Here is a 17382-nt window from a genome sequence, read left to right as displayed (position 1 = left end):
GGGGCGGCGGCAGTGTAGCGGCCGCCACCCGCCAGCGCCGATGCGCGGGTGCTGACAAGTTCGGGCACGGTGGGGGCAAGCAGCGGGCAGCACGCCCCAGTGCTGGCGGGGCTGGGGCCCCGCGGCGATAATCGCGGGTGCGGCCGCCATGGCCCTTTGTCTTCCGGATTCCTCTTGAACCCTGCCTCTCCGTCGGACGGCACCCACCCCGTCCTGCTCTGCCTGTACGCCAGCGATTTCGCCCCCGGTCTGACCACGCTGGATGCCCTGCCCCCGCACGCCTGTCTGGCAGGCCTGCCCGCCGATCTCGGCGTGGTGCAGGCGGCCGATGCATCGAGCGCGCTGCAGTCGGCCCTGCTGATCCAGCCCGGCAGCGCCGCCCTGCTGCTGGATCTTGAGGCCGGGCTTCCGCCCTTCACCGCCCTGCGCCTGCTGCGGCTGCCGCGCAGCGAGGCCGTGCTGAGCGCCCTCGACGCAGCCGAACTTGGCATCGACTGGCCGCAAGGCTGCGAGCCCTCGCAGCTCGACGCGCTGTGCTGGCGCGCGGGCGAGGCCCGGCCCCTGCCCGCTGGGCGCTTCGATCCGCGTGCCTGTCGCATTCCTGCCCGTCGGCTTGCCGAATTCGCCGCGGCGCTGGCGAGCGATGCGCGACCCGCGCTGCCCGCCGACTGCGAGGCCCAGGTCTACACCCGACTCTGCCTGCCGGCGTCCAGCGCCGACACCCTCGAGCCCGGCCTTGTCGCCACGGGGCTGCGCGTGCGGCTCCTGCCGCTGCTGCAGGCGCCGGCGCCTGTCGGCTATCCGGGGCTCGACGGCAAGCCGGTGCTGCTGCACGCCCTGCACGGCTGGGGTGGCGGCAGCGAACGCTTCGTCAGCGATCTGATCGCGTCGGACGTGCATGCGCATCACCTGCTTCTGCAGGCAGTCAGCGCGCCCGATTCAAAGCACACGGGTGTCGCCCTGGCGCTGCGGCTGCAGCCCGGGTCGGCCGCCCTGCGCGAGCAGCCGCTGGCTGCACCGATCGCGGCCACCGCCCTGCGCGCCGCCGAGATCGCGGAGTTCGTCGACGCCGTCTGCGCCGATTTCGGCGTCGGTGGCGTGCTGGTGTCTTCGTTGATCGGCCTCAGCCTGGATCTGCTGCACACCGGTCTGCCGACCGCCGTGGTCTGCCACGACTACCACCCGCTGTGGCCCAGCCTGCACGCCGATTTCGGCGCGCCGGACTTCGATGTCTCAGACGCCGCGCTGGCTGCCTGCCTGCGGGCGCAGGGACCGGAGTATCCCTTCGGTGAACGTCGACCGACCGCGTGGTCAGCCCTGCGCGAAGCCTACGTGGCGTCGCTGCTGCAGGCGCGCGCGCAGCTGATCGCTCCGACCCGTGCCGTGCTGGCCAATCTCACGCGACTTGCTCCGGAGCTGGCGGAGCTGCCGCAGCACTGCATCGCCCACGGCATCGCGCCGTGGGCGCAGCCGCTGCCGGCGGTCGCGCAACGCGGCTCGCGCGCCCGCCTGCGCGTGCTGGTGCCCGGTCGGATCAACGGCGGCAAGGGCGAGCACCTGCTGGCTGAGCTGATCCCGCAGCTGCCCGAGGGCGTCGAACTCGTGCTGCTCGGCTGTGGCGCGGCCGGCATGCGCTTCTTCGGTGCCGACCGGGTGCACGTGGCGCTCGACTATCGCCGCGAGGACCTGCCCGCCCGCGTCGCCGAGCTCGCGCCCGACCTCGCCCTGCTGCCCGCCAGCGTCGCCGAGACCTTCAGCTACACCCTGAGCGAGCTGCAGCTGCTGGGCCTGCCGGTGCTGGCGACGCGGATCGGCAGCTACGCCGAGCGCATCCAGCACGGTCGCGACGGCCTGCTGGTCGAACCGGATGCCCAGGCAATCGCCCGCGCGCTGCAGTTCCTGGCGCGCACGCCGCAGGCCCTGGGCACCTTGCGCGCGCGCGCGACCCCGGTGCAGACGCTGTCCAGCATGGCCGAGGCCTACGCAGAGGTGCTCGGTGTGCAGATCCGCTCGGCACTCGCCCAGCCTGCGCGAACGGTCAATGCGGAGGTCGCGCGGCTCGCACTCGGCGCCCGGCTCGACCAGGCACTGGCTCAGCAGGAAACGCTGCGCGAAGCCAGCCGAACCTGGGAAGCCGCCGCCTGCGAGCGCGCGCAGTGGGCGCGCGACCAGGAAAAGCTGGCGCAGGAGCGTACCGCCTGGGCCGAGAGCCTGGACCTTCGCGTGGAGGTGCAGAACGGCCAGATCGAAGCGCTCAAACTCGACCTCGTCCGCGCTCGCGAGGATCTCGAACAGGGTAGGAATCAGCTGCTGGAGACGCTGCGCGCTGCCGGCGAGTCGGTCGAGCAGGCGCGCGAGGAAGCCACGCACGCGGACCTGACCCGGATCGCGGCCCTGCGCCTGGCCGCCCTGGATGACGAGGTGCGTCGTCTCGGCGCCTGGGTCGATTCACTGCAGCGCCAGCGCGACGAGTTCGAAGCCGAGCGCAATCGCATTCTGCAGAGCAGCTCCTGGAAGCTCACCCGTCCACTGCGTGGCGCGCGCAAGCTGATCGAGCGCGGCCTGGCCAGCCTCGGCTTCCGCCGCCAGCGCGCTGGCTCCCTCATCGGCCGCGGACTGCGCAGCCTGCGCACGCGCGGTGTCAGCGGCACCTTGCAGCGCATCCGTGCCGAAGTGCGACCCGAGCTGCCGCAGACCATGCTTGAGATTCCAGGCAGCCAGCCCTTCGCGCCCTTCGCCCTGCCCTGCCCCGACGCACCGCGGGTGAGCGTGGTGATTCCGGTCTACAACCATCTCGACCACAGCCTGACCTGCCTGCGCTCGATCGCGGCGCACCCATCAAAGGTTGCCGCCGAGATCATCGTCGTCGACGACTGCTCGTCCGACGACACCGAAGCCACGCTGCCGCAGATCGAGGGCCTGCGCTACCAGCGCAATCCGCAGAACCTCGGCTTCATCGGCGCCTGCAACGCCGGCGCGGCCGCGGCGCGCGGCGACTACCTGGTCTTCCTCAACAATGACACCGCCGTGCAGCCGGGCTGGCTGGATGCGCTGGTCGAGACCTTCGACACACAGGAGCGCGTGGGCCTGGTCGGCGCCAAGCTGATCTACCCCGACGGCCGCCTGCAGGAGGCCGGCGGCATCGTCTTCAGCGACGCCTCGGGCTGGAACTACGGCCGCTTCGGCGACCCGGCCGCGCCCGAGTACAACTACCTGCGCGAGGTCGACTACTGCTCGGGTGCAGCGATCGCCGTCCGCGCCGACCTGTTCGCCGAGTTCGGCGGCTTCGACCGACACTACGCGCCGGCCTATTACGAAGACACCGACCTCGCCATGAAGGTCTGGGCCCACGGCCTGCGCGTGCTCTACCAGCCGAAGTCGGCGGTGGTGCATTTCGAGGGTGTGAGCTCGGGCACCGACACTTCGACCGGGATCAAGGCCTACCAGGTCGTCAACCAGCAGAAGTTTCTTGAGCGCTGGGGCGAGCGGCTGCGCGCGAATCCGGCGCCGGGCACGCCGATCGAGCTGGCGCGTCAGCATCGCGACGGCCGCCGCGTGCTGATCATCGATGCCACCACGCCGACGCCGGACCAGGATTCCGGCTCGCTGCGCATGGTCAACCTGATGCGCGTGCTGCGCGCCGAGGGGGTGGCGGTCAGCTTCTTCGCCGACAACCGCGCCTTCGTCGAGCGTTACACCGGCGAGCTGCAGCAGCTCGGCGTCGAGGTGCTCTGGCATCCCTTCCTGGCCGATGTGCCCGGCTGGTTCGCCGAGCATGGCCGCCACTTCGATCTGGTCGTCCTGAGCCGGCACTACATCGCCACCCAGTACGTCGACCTGGTGCGCCTGCACGCGCCGCAGGCGCGGCTGGTGTTCGATACCGTGGACCTGCACTACCTGCGCGAGCAGCGCGAGGCCGAGCTGTCCGGGCGCGAGGACCTGCGCCGCCAGGCCGCGCAGACCCGCGAGAAGGAGCTGGATCTCATCCGCCGCAGCGACATCACGCTCGTGGTCAGTCCGGTCGAGCAGGCCTTGCTCGCCACGGAAGCCCCCGGCGCACGCGTCGACATCCTCTCCAACGTCCACGAGGTGTTCGGCTGCCGCAAGCCCTTCGAACAGCGCCACGACATCGTCTTCATGGGCGGCTACCAGCACACCCCGAACGTCGATGCGGTGCTGTGGTTCGCCGATGAAGTGCTGCCGCTGATCCGCGCCGAAGCGCCGGAGATCACCTTCCACGTGGTCGGCAGCAAGGCCACTGACGAGGTGCGCGCCTTGGGCGAGCGGCCCGGGATCATGTTCCAGGGCTTCGTGCCCGACATCGAGCCCTTCATGGACAACTGCCGGCTGGCAGTGGCTCCGCTGCGCTACGGCGCTGGCGTCAAGGGCAAGGTCAACATGAGCATGAGCTACGGCCAGCCGGTGGTGGCCACGCCGATCGCGATCGAAGGCATGCACGCCGAGCCCGGCGTCGATGTGCTGGTCGCCGAGAGCGCAGAGGACTTCGCGGCCGAGGTGCTGCGCGCCTACCGCGACCGCGAACTCTGGCAGCAGCTGTCGGCGGGCGGCCTGGCCAACGTCGAGCGGCATTTCGGCTTCGAGAGCGCGCGCCAGGCGGTGCGGGCCTTGTTCGGGGGCTGAACGGCAGCGCGATTGACCGTATCGTAGCGTCCTCGGCCACCCCCGCAGGACGCCCATGCGCCACGTCTCGATCGCTGCACCGCTCGCCCTGCTCCTGCTGCTGGCGTCTGCCTCGCGCGTCGAGGCGCAGACCGCGACCAAGGCAGGTGCCGCCAGTGCACCCGAACCCACCCTGCAGCACCTCAGTCTGATCTGGGAGTTCAGCGGCGACAGCAATGCCAACGGCGTGGTGTCCGTGCGCTTCCGCAGCGTGGGCGGCAGCTGGCGCGAAGGCATGCCGCTGCGGCGGGTGCCGGCCGGCAGCAATGCCGGCTTCAGCTGGTCGAACCGCCACGCCGGCAGCGTGTTCGGTCTGCAGCCGGGCACCGACTACGAGATCGAGCTCAGCCTCGTCGACCCCGATGGCGGCAGCGCGACACGCCTGCTCAACGCGCGCACCCGCAGCCTGCCCCAGCCCGGTGGCGGCAGCGTGCGCAGCGCCACGCCCGCCACCTTGGCGAACGTGCTGAGCCAGGCCCAGCCGGGCGACATTGTCGAGCTGGCGGCCGGCAGCTATGCCGGCTTCAGCCTGCAGCGCGATGGTGCCGCGGGTCTGCCGCTGACGCTGCGCGGTCTGCCGGGCGCGCAGATCAACGGCGAGCTGGGCCTGTTCTCGCGCCGGCACGTGATCCTGCAGGCGCTCACCGTCAATGGACGCATCCGCTTCAACGCCTCAGACGACATCGCGCTCCTCGACAGCACGGTCAACGCCTCGCCCACCGACTTCAATGGCGATGGCATCGTCTGCTTCACCCGCTGCGCCCGCGCCTACATCGCCGGCAACACCGTCAACGGAACTACCGTTTGGCAGGAGAGCGCCTTTGGCGTCGACGGCGACAATCGTGGCGAGGGGATTGTGGTCAACGGGCCAGGCCATGTGATCCAGAACAACCGCGTGCGTGGCTTTCGCGACGGAATCTCGTTCATGGAGGACAGCGCGGCGGTCGATCAGTACAGCATCGACGTGCTGGACAACCGCATCAGCGAGTCCGCCGACGATGGCATCGAGGCCGACTTCTGCCTGCACAACTGCCGGCAGATCGGCAACGTGCTGACCAACAGCTTTATTGCGTTCTCCTCGCAGCCTGCGCTGGGCGGCCCGAACTACTTCATCCGCAATGTCGCCTGGAACGTCGCCCACCTGCCCTTCAAGCTCTACCGCAGCAGCCGCGGTGACGTGCTGCTGCACAACACCGTGGTCAAGACCGGCGATGGCTTCAACGCCTATGCCGGCGTCCCGATCGCCCATGCCTACGCCCGCAACAACCTGTTTCTGGGCGGTGAGCCCGGCAGCTGGAACGGCTACAGCAGCGGCAGTGGGCGGGTGCTCGACCTCGTAGATCTGCAAACCGCGACCAGCAGCTTCAACCACAACGGCTACGGCACGACGCGCAGCGACTTCCGCGGCCGGATCGGCACGCTCAGTTTCAACAGCCTCGCGGAGCTGCGCAGCCTGAGCAGCGAAACCCAGGCTCAGCGCGTCGACATGGCGATTTTCGCCGCAGCGCCCGCATTCCCGCAGAACCCGCTGACGCAGTACGCCGAAGCCGATCTGCGCCTCGCCAATGACATGCGCGTGGTCGACACCGGCGAGCGCATCGCCAACATCAATGACGGCTTCAGCGGCAGCGCGCCGGACCTTGGTGCGTTCGAGCGGCAGGTCGATGGGGCGCAGGTGTTCTGCGACGGCTTCGAGCCCGCCGCCTGCGTGCGGCCTTGAGTTTGTCGGGCTGCGTGCAGGAAAGAGCAGCAACCTGTGAGCGGTACGCGCGGCACCTGCCGGCATAGGGTTCGAGCCTGGGGCGAGGTTCTGGTACATGCGCTGCGCTTATGTACCCTACGCAAACGGCGGCCTGCGGCCTGCGGCTTCGCTGCAGGTGTGGCGTCCCTCGCCTTGGTGACCTTCGGGAACAAGGGTCTGTGGCTCCGGTTCGGGCAAGGCGTCGCTGGTCTTTCCGACCTTCGCGAACAACGGTCTGAGACTTCGGTGCGCGCAAGGCGTCTTTCGCGGTTGTAGGGCGGATAAGCGCAGCGCATCCGCCAGCAGGTGCGAGAGAGGCTTCGACTCGAACGAAGTCAACAAACCAACAGCAGGTGTAAGTGACGCCTCTGCCGGAACAATGACAGCAAGCCCATCTGACGCAAGCCACTCAATGCACTGAAGCGCACCGGCTGCCTAAGAAATGCTTGGCAGACGGCCTGGGCTCCAAGTCCCTCAGCGCTGCCTCACCCGCATCCATGCATGCACCAGCACAGCCGCAAGTGCCCATATCACCAGAACGCAGATCAGCGCTGAAACGGCCCACCCCAGCGTCGTGGGCGAACACCAGCCCCAGCCGCACGCGCCCTCGTTCTCGATCAGCCCCGGTACGCCGGCGCCCCGCAACACATGGGCGAGGAAGAAGGGCATCAAGACCACCCAGCCGGCCGGCGAGTCCAGCCACGCCGGCCAGATCAGACCCGGCAGAGCCATCAGGCCTGCGGCTGCGAGCAAGGCCAGCAGCAGCTTCAGAACCCGCTGATCAGACATCGGAGTTCGCACCCGCGCTGCGCCAGGGTGGCCGAGCACTGCGTTCATCGTGGGCACTCACGCTCGATCCTCCACCACCGGCGCGCCCGCCGAGCCGGCGAGGATGCCGCCGTCGATGTTGAACTCCGCTCCGGTGATGTAGGCCGACTCGTCCGAGGCCAGCAGCACCGCGACTGCCGCGACCTCCTCGGGCGTGCCAAAGCGCCGCAGCGGCGTGTCCTGCACGAACATCGCCATGTTCGCCTCGCGCTCGGGCCCGCTGCCCAGCATGGGCTCCCACATCGGCGTCAGGATGGCGGCCGGGTGGATCGAGTTGCAGCGGATCCGCAGGCCCTGCTGCGCGCAGTACAGGGCCACCGACTTGGTGTGGTTGCGCACGCCAGCCTTGCTGGAGGCATAGGCCGCCGCGGCAGGAATGCCGACCAGGCCCGAGCGCGAGGAGATGTTGATGATCGAGCCTTCGCCGCGAGCACGCATAGCGCGGATTGCGTGCTTGCACCCAAGGAACACCCCGTCGAGATTGGTGGCGTGCACCGCCCGCCAGTCTTCGAGGCACGCGTGCTCGGGATCACGGGCGACGAAGCCGGCCTCGAAGCCGGTGATGCCCGCATTGTTCACCAGAATGTCGAGGCGCCCCTCCGTGCGCATCAGGTCGGCGCAGACGTCGACCCACTGCGCCTCCTCGCGCACGTCCAGCCGGGCGAATCGCCCTCGGCCCGCCAGCGCGCGCACACGCTCACTGCCGGAATCGTCATCGATATCGCTGACGACGACGCACGCGCCCTCGTTCGCAAAGACACGCGCGATCGCCGCGCCAATCCCCCGCCCCGCCCCCGTCACCAGGGCGACCTTGTCCTTCAGACGCATGCTCACTCCCTCTCTGATTCCCGCTGTCCCATGCCTTCAGCGCATGCGGCGTCCCCGCGTTCCGGCAGCACCCACAGGTGCAGGTCGCGCGACTGGCCGGTGGCATCGATGATGGTCTGCGTACGCGCCCCAGCACAGCCCTCGAAGGGAAAGCTGTTGGAGACGATGCGCGTGCCCGGCGCGCAGCGCTCCTGCAGCTCGGCCGCCATCCGCTGGGTGGACCAATGCACGAGGTAGAGCACGACCACGCTCGCGCTTGATGTGTCCACATCCATCGCATCGCGCAGCTCGAAGCGCACGCGATCCGCCACGCCCGCCGCCGCGGCATTCAGCCGCGCCTGCTCGACCCACCAGGGTTCGATATCCACGCCGTAGGCACGCGCACCGCGTCGGGCCGCAGCAATCGCCAGCCGACCATCGCCACAGCCCAGGTCGAAGACGATATCGGCAGAGCCCACGCCCGCGAGATCGAGCATGCGTTCAACGACATCGTCCGCAGTGGCCACGTAGGGCGCCAGGATATAGCGCGGGGGACGATAAGCATCAGGCGCGGACATATGCGCCTCCCGAGCCCCGTGATGTTCGCAACACGCGCTGTCCGCGACTGGCGGTGCGGTGGCGAGGCTGGAAGTGCTGCGCCGAGCGACTCTTGCCGGGCTCAGGGCTCGACATTGGGAATCCTCGCCAGCAGGTCGGTGACGCCGACATCGATGCCGCACTGGCACAGCAAGGTCGACACCTGTCCACGGTGGTGGGTCTGGTGGTTGAAGAAGTGCTGCAGCAGGTCGCCAAAACGACGCGCGAAGCGCACTCCGGCAACGCTGCTGTAGACCAGATGGGATTCAAGATGTGCGTCGTTCAGCTCACACACCCAGTAGACGATGAGGGCGTCCAAGGCCTGTCGATGGCGATGCAGCTCAGGCAGCCCGGGCGCCAGTGGCTGGTCCAGCGAGCCCGGCATGGGGAAGCCCGCCAATCCGCCAAGCCTCGTGAAACAGGCTTCGTGGCGGGCGAAGCGATGCAGCCAGAGCGTATCCGCCACGGCGATGCGGTTCAGCGTCCCGAGGATGGAACCGAAGAACGCGCCTCGATCCGCAGCCAGCGCTGCTGGATCGAGCGCAGCACACGCTTCGTACAGACGGGCATTCATCCACTGGTTGTAGTCGGCCATCAGGGCCGCGCAGTGCGGTGTCATGAATCAGATGTACTCGTGAAGGTGTTGGGCGGGCTCCTCACGTCAGAGCCTGGCTGCGGACATTGACGCATCGAAGGCCGGCACGATGAAGCGGCGTATCGACCAGAGGAAGACGAAGTAGGAGATCGGAACGCCCAGCACGATCCCGAGCACGAAGGTGGCGATCTGGATCGTCTCGATAGACCAGCCTGCCATGCCCAGGCCGGCCCCCACCGCAGCGCCGACCAGGCCGCCCACGACCATGCCGCCGACGCCCGAAATCAGAAAGAAGCACAGCCAGGCGATCCGCGCGGCTTTCCGCACCTGCGGCTGGCTCCAGGCCCCGATGCGGGGTGTCGACAGATCGGACTTCGGCGTTTCGTAGGGGTTTTCTTCCATCTCGCGTCCCTCGCATGAAGCGGCAACCGGTCATGGCGATGCCAGGCCCCACCTGCAGAAACATCCGCAGGTGCTGCGCGAGCCTGCCAGCGACAGGCAGTCTTCACAAGCATCGTCGAAGCGATCCACGTTCCCGGCTCGCAGCGTGGGGGTGATGTGCCGCCTGTTCATTCCGGGAACATCCGACAGCCTACGCGTGTGCATGCGCCTCAATGAAAGCGCGGGGAGGTTCCGCTTCCCGTGGGACTTCCTGACCCCCATGCGGGCATCGCGAAGTGCTCAGGTCGTTCAACGCGGGTACAAGCGGGAAGCTTTCGCGCATGACGAACCGAAGCGGGAATGAATCGAGCCTCACACACTGCATGCAGAGCACCCCAGTGCCTCCACGCTTGCAAACCGACGTGGCGCGGACGGTTGTTTTGGGTGTGTTCCGGTCCTGAATCGGACGAGCCGCCGGCTTGTGCATTGACCCACGGCGGTGGCGCGCAGAGTCTGGATTGGCGACGCGAGCAACCCGAGTGCATCAGCCAGGGGCTCGCGTGAGGCCGCCCATTCGATACAGCACTGCCTCCGCGCCGCCGGGTGCTGTCGACATGCAAGGGGAACGCAATGAGGGCAGATGCTGGCGACTTCGCTGCATCAAGACGTCACTTCACCGGCGTCCGCGGCCACTGAGGCTGCGCTGCAGGAGCGGCTCCGACCTCCTGCAGCCGACGTCATCCCGCTGACATCCGGACTCGATCGACCGCAGCCGTCGCTGTGGCCGTGCGCGCTTCGGCGCGCCACGTCGATCGCAGGCCGCGCTTTGCCTGTTGACGATGGAGTGGCCGTCGTAGCGGTGGACGCAGGGCCTGCCTGCCCTGTCCGCACCTGCGCACGCATCGTCGGAAGCACGCCCCCTCCCGCCACCGGAAAACGCCGTTGTTCCTTCCCACAAGAATGGAGACACGTTCATGGCTGCTCAAACCGAGTTCGTACAGAAGCTGCTTACCGATCCTTCCTTTGCCGAACAGATCCGCAGCCAGGCGGTGGCCGCGGTATTGGGCGGGCAGGAAAGCCCGGCCTGGAAGACCTACTTCGGCGGACAGCATTTCGCCGACCTCGCCACCGACCCGCAGAAGCTGCAGGCCCTGGGTGCCAAGGCCGGGGTGGCCGCCTGCACCTGCAACAGCACCACAGTGACCACCACCACCAGCCCGATCTGCACCGGCACCACCACCACCGGCTCCGGCTGATCCCCGAGCCCGCCAGCCACACGCAGCTTTCCCCCCTTCGCGCCGGGTTCGCCTTCGCGCCAGCCCGGTTGCTCAATCCCCTTGAAGAGGAACGCAGAAATGGCACTTTCGCAGAAGACGAGTGAGATCGTGCAGCGCGCAATCGATGACAAGGCGTTCGCCGACCAGCTGCGCACGCAGGGCCTGCAGGCCATCCATGCCGGCGCCGGCAGCAGCGAGTGGAAGACCTACTTTTCGCAGTTCGCATCCACCCCCGAAGAGCTGCAGGCGATGTCCGCCGGCAGCGCCTCGGTGGCCGCCTGCACCTGCCACAGCCGCACGGTGACCACCACCAGCACGCCGCTGTGCACCACCACCACGACCACGACCAGCAGTTGATCCACGCCGGCGGCCGTCGCTCCGGCGACGGCCGCCCATGCTCGTGCCGATGCCGTGAGCGCATCGGCGTCGGGCTGCCCCTACCCGGCCTGCATTCCATGGAGAAGGCTCGTGCTTGAAGTCCATCGATCGTTCACGGCAGAAGCCGAAGCGGCACCGCGCAGCGTGCGCGCAGCCGATCACGAGACAGAGTGGCGCGCACTGGTGGAGAAATACCTCCCGGTCGTGCCCGCGAAGAGCGGCTGGCGCTATCGTCCGCCGCAGGTGCCGCATCCCGCGCAAGGCTGGAAGCTGCACATTTCTGCCACCCTGCCCAACGCCATCACGGTATTCGAGCGCTGCGCGCCCCTGCTGGTCGAGCGCGGCGTGGCCTTCAAGTCCGTCAAGACCCTGAATCTGCTGAGCCGGCTGAACAGCGCGATTCCGTTCGGCTTCAGCCAGATCGGCAAGTTCATCACCGTCTACCCGCGCGACGCCGCCCAGGCCGTCGAACTGGCCGAGCTGCTTCACGCCGCTACGCGTGACTTCCCGGCCCCGGCCGTGCCCTTCGACCGTCAACTGCGGCCCGGCAGCGCGGTCTACTTCCGCTACGGTGCATTCGGCCACGAGGAGATGGAAACCGAGGACGGCAGCCGCGTCAGCGTGTTGCGCACGCCTTCGGGCGAACGCGTGCCGGACCTGCGCGAGCCGGGCAAGGCCGTGCCGGACTGGGTCGAGTGCCCGTTTGCCGCCCAGTCGGAATCCGCTTCGCCACCGACCCCGCTGCAGACGCGCTTCCTCTGCTACGAGGCCTTCATGCAGCGCGGCAAGGGCGGTGTGTATCGCGCGGTCGATATCGAGCGTTCGCCCGCACGGCTCTGCGTGGTGAAGGAAGGCCGTCGCCACGGTGAGACGAACTGGCTCGGCCAGGACGGGCGAAGCTACGTCGAGCGCGAGGAGGCCATCCTGCGGGCCATGCACGGGCTCGCGTTCGCCGCACCCGCAGTGATCGACAGCTTCTGCATTGGCGAGCATCGCTATCTGGTCATCGAGCACATCGACGGCGAGCCCCTGCTGATGGCCTGCGCCGACCCGCAGAAAAAGCTGCCTATCGACGAAGCCCTGGCCTACGGCGCCGCCGTTGCCCAACTGGTTGCACAGCTGCATGCAGCCGGCTGGGTCTGGCGCGATCTGAAGCCCGCCAACGTGCTGGTCGATCGTAGCGGACGCCTGCGCCCGGTCGACTTCGAGGGTGCGCTGCGCCTTCAGGAGACCAGCAACATCCCCTGGGGCACGCCCAGTTACATGCCGCCCGAAGCCCGGCATGGCGCCTTCGCCGGCAGCCATGTGCGCGAAGACCTTTACGGCCTCGGTGCCACCCTGCACCAGCTGCTGAGCTCATGGCTGATGCACCGCGACGACGTCGAGCCAGGTGCCCAGGCCTCGGCAACGCAGCGTCCACCACTGGGCCGTCTGCGCAAGCAGGTGCCGCCGGCCGTGCGCGACCTGGTCGCCCAGCTGCTGCACACCGATCCCCTGCGCCGCCCCAGCGCGCAGTCCGTGGTCGATGCGCTGGCGCCGTATGCGCGCAGCGTGCTGCCCGTACCCACACCGGCCAAACGCGACTCCGCCGTGGTGCGTCGCGTGCGCGAAAAGATGTGGCAGGAGGTGCAGGACATGCTGATCGCCGAGCCTGCCCTCGCCGCCGACTAGAGCCCCACTGCGACCATCGCGCGCCGTCTGCCGGCCTGTCAGATCCGACAGCTGCGCGCGGGTCACGGCATCCAGATACTTGATCAGCCCGCCACGGGTGGCGTTCGCCAACGCGATTGCTCGCCAAAGGAACACAACGCACAGGCACCCAACGCCCGCTGGACGCCGCGCGCAGGAGCCGACATCGCAGACGCAACGGCAGACCTCAACGCATCACGACCACCTCACCCGAGCCCCCGCTGCACCCACCACCGAAGGAGATGCACATGGCCCGTTACACCCGTTCAAACGCCTGGAACCAGGGCGGCACCTTCGACAACCCCGACCTGCTCTGGTACGCCAAGGGCGTGGGCGCGATGATGGCGCTGCCCCTGAACGATCGGAACAGCTGGTGGTTCTTCGCCGCCATCCACGGCCAGTACCTGCCGGGCACGCCGAACCAGCAGAGCGGCTTCCCCGGCTGGCAGGCGATCCCGCCGGTGCCGGCGGTACCGACCACGCCCCTGCCCTCGGGCTCCGACATCAAGAGCTTCTGGGACCAGTGCCAGCACCAGAGCTGGTATTTCCCGCCCTGGCACCGCGGCTATCTGATCGCGCTCGAGGGCCATCTACGCAAGGCGATCATCGCCCTGGGCGGACCTGCAAGCTGGGCCCTGCCCTACTGGAACTACCTCGGCCCCGACACGCAGTACGAGATCCCGCCTGCCTTCACCCAGGCCACGCTGCCGGACGGCAAGACCCCCAACCCGCTGTTCGTGACGGCGCGCTACGGCCCGAACAACAACGGCGACATCTTCATCCCGGTGCCGCCGGTGTCCGGCGCCTGCATGAACAACACCGTCTACACCGGCAGCAATGCCGACACGCCGCGCCCCGGCTTCGGCGGCCCGCAGACGGGCTTCTCGCATGATGGCCAGGTCAGCGGCAACCTCGAGAACAACCCGCACAACATGGTGCATGTCGACGTCGGCGGCAACGCGCCGAATGGCCAGACCTGGGGCCTGATGGCCGACCCCGGCATCGCCGCGCTGGATCCCGTGTTCTACCTGCACCACGCCAACATCGACCGCATGTGGGCGGCGTGGAATGCCAAGGGCAATGCCAACCCCAGCAGCGCAGCCTGGCTGAAGGGCCCGGCTGCCGCCGGCGAACGCCCCTTCGTCATGCCGATGGCGGACGGCAGCACTTGGGTGTACACCCCTGCTGATGTCGACGATCTCGGCAAGACCGACTACACCTATGACGACCTGCAGGCGGCCGCACCCGCCGCCGCCCGCGCACCGCTCGCCATCCGTCTGCACAAGCTGGGGGCCCCCGATATGGCCGGACGTGCATCCGATCAGGACAAGGACACCGCCACCGCCTCGGAGCTGGTCGGCAGCCACGACGGCAGCCTGTTGATCCGCAGCTCGGGCGCGCGCGCGCAGGTGAAACTCGATGCGGGCGTGCGTTCGAAGATGTCGGACAGCCTGAAGGCCGCCTCGCTGGACGCGCCGCCCGATCGCGCCTACCTGCAGCTTGAGAACGTGCGCGGCGCGCGCGACGCCCAGAAGCTGCAGGTCTACGTCAACGAGCAGCTGGCCGGCACGGTCGCCCTTTTCGGCCTGCGTCGCGCCAGCGCACAGAACGCCGAGCATGCCGGCAACGGGCTCAGCTTCGAGCTGGACGTCACCGCCCTGATCGACAGCCTCTACGTCGAGAACGCGCTGGCCACCGACGCCCTCGATGTCCGCATCCAGCCCAGCAATGCCGTCGATGCCGATGAGCCGATCAGCGTCGGCCGCATCAGCCTCTACCGAGAGAGCCACAAGTGACAGAGCGGGCACGCGCACGCCGGCATATCGCCGGCGTCGCGCTTGCGCTGAGTGCCGTCGCCTGGGTGCTGCACCTGGGTCACGCCGCGCAGGCCTCGGCATCGCCCTTCTGCTGGAGCGGTGCCGCGACCGGCGCCTGGCCCAGCCTTGCGGTGCTGCTGCAGCTGCATCCGCCGTCGGCCCTGCTGGGCGGCTGGCTGCTGATGCTGGTGGCGATGATGCTGCCGACGCTGGTCGCCCCCCTGCTGCACGTGCATCAGCGCAGCTTCCGGCAGCGACGCCCGCGCGCGCTCACGCTGTTCGCGCTGGGCTACTTCGGCGTGTGGCTGCTCGCGGGCGGGGTGCTCGTGCCGCTGTCGCTGCTGCTGAGCCTGGTCGCGCCGCAGTCCTGGGGCCCGGCACTGATCGCAGCCCTGCTGGCGCTGGTCTGGCAGTGCTCGCCCATCAAGCAGCGCTGTCTGAATCGCAGCCATGAACACAGGGCGCTGTCTGCCTTCGGCTGGGCTGCGGATCGCGACGCCCTGCGCTTCGGTCTGAGCCACGGCCTGTGGTGCCTGGGCTCGTGCTGGGCGCTGATGCTGGTGCCGATGCTGCTCGTCCAGGGCCATACCGCAGCGATGCTGGCCGCCACCGTGCTGATGAGCGCCGAGCGCCTCGAAGGCCCGCGCCCCCTGCGCTGGCAGCTGCGCGGCCTGGGCAAGCTCAGCCGCATCGTGGCCGCACGCATTCGCCTGCGCGCTGCGTGGCGATCGACCCCGTGTGCCGATGCAGGTGTTCTCAAGGAAACCTGAGTTGGTCCGCACGCGCTCCGCGTAGAAGCCTGCTTGCGGGCGACCGTAGCCTGCGCACTGCGCTCACCCTTCGGGTCGCGAGCTCGCTTCTGCCAAGAGCGGGCAGCGGCGAGGTTGAAGCGCGCGTTTATGGTAGGAGCCTGCTCGCAGGCGACCACAACCTGTGCGCTGCGCTCACCCTGTGGGTCGCCAGCGAGCTCGCTCCTACAAAGCACTGGCGTTCGACCCAAGCCATGACATGCCCCCGCCTGCGCGGGGCGACGCGTGCGAGGCTTGCACTACCGCGCGGTGACGGAACGACTCCAAAATGAGGTCGCCCGCTCGCCCGCTCGCGCAGCTCCCTGCTAGCTCCTCAGCCCAGCCAGCGGGTTACGCGTTCTTGCAGAGACCTTTGACTCGTCATCCCCGCGAACGCGGGGATCCAGCGTTCAGAGCGGAACAACGGCCTGACCTATACGGCAATGCAGCCAGCCGCTTGAGGGAGACGATCAAAGGTTCGCCAATCCCCTTCGCCCCGCTCGCCTGACCCTACACCTCGCGCAGGATCGCAGCGCGCTGTGCGGCGTGTTCCTCGTCGGAGATCAGGCCCTTGGTCTTCAGATCATCGAGAGCCAACAGACGCGCCTCGACCGGCGGCTTGCCTGTCTGTCCAACCAGGCGCTGACCCGTACTACCGCCAGCGCGCGAAGACCGACGCGCGAACGCCACGATCAAGGCGATCAGGGCCAGCGGCAGAAGCACAACACTCAGAACCACCAGCCAATGGAAGATGCTGAAACTGCCCATGTGAAGTCTCCATGTCTGAGTCAATCAGGAAGTCGCGGCTCGGAAGGGAATCGCGCCGAAAGGCGCTGCGCGGGCGGCACACGGTCACCGAGTGTAATGGCTTCGCGCTGTCAACAGCACTGCATCTGTGTTCAGCGGCAGCGCAGGTCTCGCAGGCTGGAAGACCGGCTCGCCGTCCACGCGCGATCCTCATGGGGTGGAGAATCACGAGCAGCCGAGGCCGAGCTACGGCTCGCCACCCATCTCGGAACGCGTTCCCTGGTATGCGACCCTTCGCGCGAAGAGCCCGCATCAACGCCGAGCGGCGGCCTGGTCCTCTCGCATGCGCGCGGCCATGTGTTCAGGCACCCACGCCTCATTGACTCGCACCAGCACGAAGGTGTCGCGAAACCAGCGCTTCTCGCCTGGCGTCATATCGCCCACGCGCTCAGCCAGCAGGGCTTCGGACGCCTTCCGCTGGGCCTCCATGCGCAGCCACTCCTGCTCTCGCCCCTGGGCGCGCATGTTGCGGCCGATGAGCGCCAGTTCTTCCGCGCGCATTGGCTCACGCTTGGCAACACAGAGAACCTCGTACTCGGCGTCGAGCTCGTAGCGATCATCGGCGAGCCTGCGCCCGTCCAGTAGACGGACATCCGTCACGGCACGCTCGACGGGGTCCCAGAGGGGGTTGAACTCGGTCACTACCTCGCGCAGCTCGAACGCGGACAGGCCCTCGGGCACCTGCAGGTCGGGGCCGCTCGAACAGGCGGACAGGCTCAAGGCGAGCAAGAGGCAGACGAATCGGTTCACAAGCAGCACCGTAGACGGAAAGTCGGAGCGCAAGTGTGCCGACATTGACGCGCGTGAAACAGGGACCGGTGGCAGGCAGCACCGCCGCCGGGACTGCCGCCAGCGCGCATGGCGCGAAGGCTGTGCAGCGCCGATCCGTTTCGGATTGAGCCTTATCCGACAGCTTCGCCGCCGCACCGGCTCTGGCTGAGCGGATGCGCGTGCCCTCGTGCGGCCGCGCCGGCGCGATCACTGGTGAAAGGCCTGA

General features: G+C 68.4%; 14 protein-coding genes and 1 pseudogene. 8 read left to right on the top strand and 7 right to left on the bottom strand.

Annotated elements, in window-relative coordinates:
* Window positions 1-48: 48 nt before the first annotated feature.
* The 3 genes and pseudogenes from Q0654_RS22350 to Q0654_RS00955 form a co-directional block, all read left to right on the top strand.
* Window positions 49-1899, top strand: a pseudogene (locus Q0654_RS22350) (glycosyltransferase); the annotation flags it as partial.
* Between the two features lie 651 nt (window positions 1900-2550).
* The gene (locus Q0654_RS00960; protein ID WP_298849588.1) at window positions 2551-4641 is read left to right on the top strand and encodes a glycosyltransferase; all 2091 of its coding nucleotides are present in this window, start codon (window positions 2551-2553) and stop codon (window positions 4639-4641) included.
* Between the two features lie 55 nt (window positions 4642-4696).
* Complete coding sequence (locus tag Q0654_RS00955) at window positions 4697-6400, top strand: hypothetical protein (protein WP_298849549.1); 1704 nt, start codon at window positions 4697-4699, stop codon at window positions 6398-6400.
* Window positions 6401-6895: 495 nt separating this feature from the next.
* On the opposite strand, the gene Q0654_RS00950 is transcribed toward Q0654_RS00955, so the two are convergent.
* The 5 genes from Q0654_RS00950 to Q0654_RS00930 form a co-directional block, all read right to left on the bottom strand.
* Window positions 6896-7258 carry a hypothetical protein gene (locus Q0654_RS00950; RefSeq protein WP_298849547.1) on the bottom strand — a complete coding sequence of 121 codons (363 nt, stop codon included), beginning with the start codon at window positions 7256-7258 and terminating at the stop codon, window positions 6896-6898.
* Window positions 7259-7267: 9 nt separating this feature from the next.
* On the bottom strand, window positions 7268-8077 hold the full coding sequence (locus Q0654_RS00945) for a glucose 1-dehydrogenase (protein WP_298849545.1): 810 nt from the start codon (window positions 8075-8077) through the stop codon (window positions 7268-7270).
* Window positions 8078-8079: 2 nt separating this feature from the next.
* Entirely contained in the window at window positions 8080-8634 is a 555-nt protein-coding gene (locus Q0654_RS00940; RefSeq protein WP_298849543.1) for a class I SAM-dependent methyltransferase, read from the bottom strand.
* 101 nt (window positions 8635-8735) lie between these two features.
* Window positions 8736-9272 carry a DinB family protein gene (locus Q0654_RS00935; protein WP_298849542.1) on the bottom strand — a complete coding sequence of 179 codons (537 nt, stop codon included), beginning with the start codon at window positions 9270-9272 and terminating at the stop codon, window positions 8736-8738.
* 42 nt (window positions 9273-9314) lie between these two features.
* A complete protein-coding gene (locus Q0654_RS00930) occupies window positions 9315-9650 on the bottom strand; it encodes a hypothetical protein (RefSeq protein WP_298849540.1) in 336 nt (111 codons plus the stop codon).
* A gap of 953 nt (window positions 9651-10603) precedes the next feature.
* Between Q0654_RS00930 and Q0654_RS00925 the strand changes: the two genes are divergently transcribed.
* The 5 genes from Q0654_RS00925 to Q0654_RS00905 all read left to right on the top strand — a co-directional run bounded on the left by Q0654_RS00925 (window position 10604) and on the right by Q0654_RS00905 (window position 15560).
* A complete protein-coding gene (locus tag Q0654_RS00925; protein WP_298849538.1) occupies window positions 10604-10885 on the top strand; it encodes a hypothetical protein in 282 nt (93 codons plus the stop codon).
* Between the two features lie 99 nt (window positions 10886-10984).
* Window positions 10985-11263 carry a hypothetical protein gene (locus Q0654_RS00920; RefSeq protein WP_298849537.1) on the top strand — a complete coding sequence of 93 codons (279 nt, stop codon included), beginning with the start codon at window positions 10985-10987 and terminating at the stop codon, window positions 11261-11263.
* A gap of 111 nt (window positions 11264-11374) precedes the next feature.
* On the top strand, window positions 11375-12955 hold the full coding sequence (locus Q0654_RS00915; RefSeq protein ID WP_298849536.1) for a protein kinase: 1581 nt from the start codon (window positions 11375-11377) through the stop codon (window positions 12953-12955).
* Between the two features lie 266 nt (window positions 12956-13221).
* Window positions 13222-14769 carry a tyrosinase family protein gene (locus Q0654_RS00910; RefSeq protein WP_298849533.1) on the top strand — a complete coding sequence of 516 codons (1548 nt, stop codon included), beginning with the start codon at window positions 13222-13224 and terminating at the stop codon, window positions 14767-14769.
* A complete protein-coding gene (locus tag Q0654_RS00905) occupies window positions 14766-15560 on the top strand; it encodes a DUF2182 domain-containing protein (protein WP_298849531.1) in 795 nt (264 codons plus the stop codon). The genes Q0654_RS00910 and Q0654_RS00905 overlap by 4 nt, the downstream gene beginning before the upstream one ends.
* A 528-nt stretch (window positions 15561-16088) precedes the next feature.
* On the opposite strand, the gene Q0654_RS00900 is transcribed toward Q0654_RS00905, so the two are convergent.
* Entirely contained in the window at window positions 16089-16346 is a 258-nt protein-coding gene (locus tag Q0654_RS00900) for a hypothetical protein (RefSeq protein WP_298849529.1), read from the bottom strand.
* A 291-nt stretch (window positions 16347-16637) separates the two neighbouring features.
* Entirely contained in the window at window positions 16638-17105 is a 468-nt protein-coding gene (locus Q0654_RS00895) for a hypothetical protein (protein WP_298849527.1), read from the bottom strand.
* Between the last annotated feature and the right edge of the window lie 277 nt (window positions 17106-17382).

Origin of the sequence: uncultured Aquimonas sp., assembly GCF_937888285.1 — a bacterium.
GTDB lineage: Bacteria > Pseudomonadota > Gammaproteobacteria > Xanthomonadales > Xanthomonadaceae > Aquimonas.
This window is presented reverse-complemented; position numbering and strand designations above follow the sequence as displayed.

Bases quoted from the DNA above. Each gene is read 5' to 3' on its own strand.
- Q0654_RS00945 (WP_298849545.1), bottom strand. From the start codon at position 8,077: ATGCGTCTGAAGGACAAGGTCGCCCTGGTGACGGGGGCGGGGCGGGGG.
- Q0654_RS00955 (WP_298849549.1), top strand. From the start codon at position 4,697: ATGCGCCACGTCTCGATCGCTGCACCGCTCGCCCTGCTCCTGCTGCTG.
- Q0654_RS00930 (WP_298849540.1), bottom strand. From the start codon at position 9,650: ATGGAAGAAAACCCCTACGAAACGCCGAAGTCCGATCTGTCGACACCC.
- Q0654_RS00900 (WP_298849529.1), bottom strand. From the start codon at position 16,346: ATGGGCAGTTTCAGCATCTTCCATTGGCTGGTGGTTCTGAGTGTTGTG.
- Q0654_RS00950 (WP_298849547.1), bottom strand. From the start codon at position 7,258: ATGAACGCAGTGCTCGGCCACCCTGGCGCAGCGCGGGTGCGAACTCCG.
- Q0654_RS00940 (WP_298849543.1), bottom strand. From the start codon at position 8,634: ATGTCCGCGCCTGATGCTTATCGTCCCCCGCGCTATATCCTGGCGCCC.
- Q0654_RS00925 (WP_298849538.1), top strand. From the start codon at position 10,604: ATGGCTGCTCAAACCGAGTTCGTACAGAAGCTGCTTACCGATCCTTCC.
- Q0654_RS00935 (WP_298849542.1), bottom strand. From the start codon at position 9,272: ATGACACCGCACTGCGCGGCCCTGATGGCCGACTACAACCAGTGGATG.
- Q0654_RS00910 (WP_298849533.1), top strand. From the start codon at position 13,222: ATGGCCCGTTACACCCGTTCAAACGCCTGGAACCAGGGCGGCACCTTC.
- Q0654_RS00920 (WP_298849537.1), top strand. From the start codon at position 10,985: ATGGCACTTTCGCAGAAGACGAGTGAGATCGTGCAGCGCGCAATCGAT.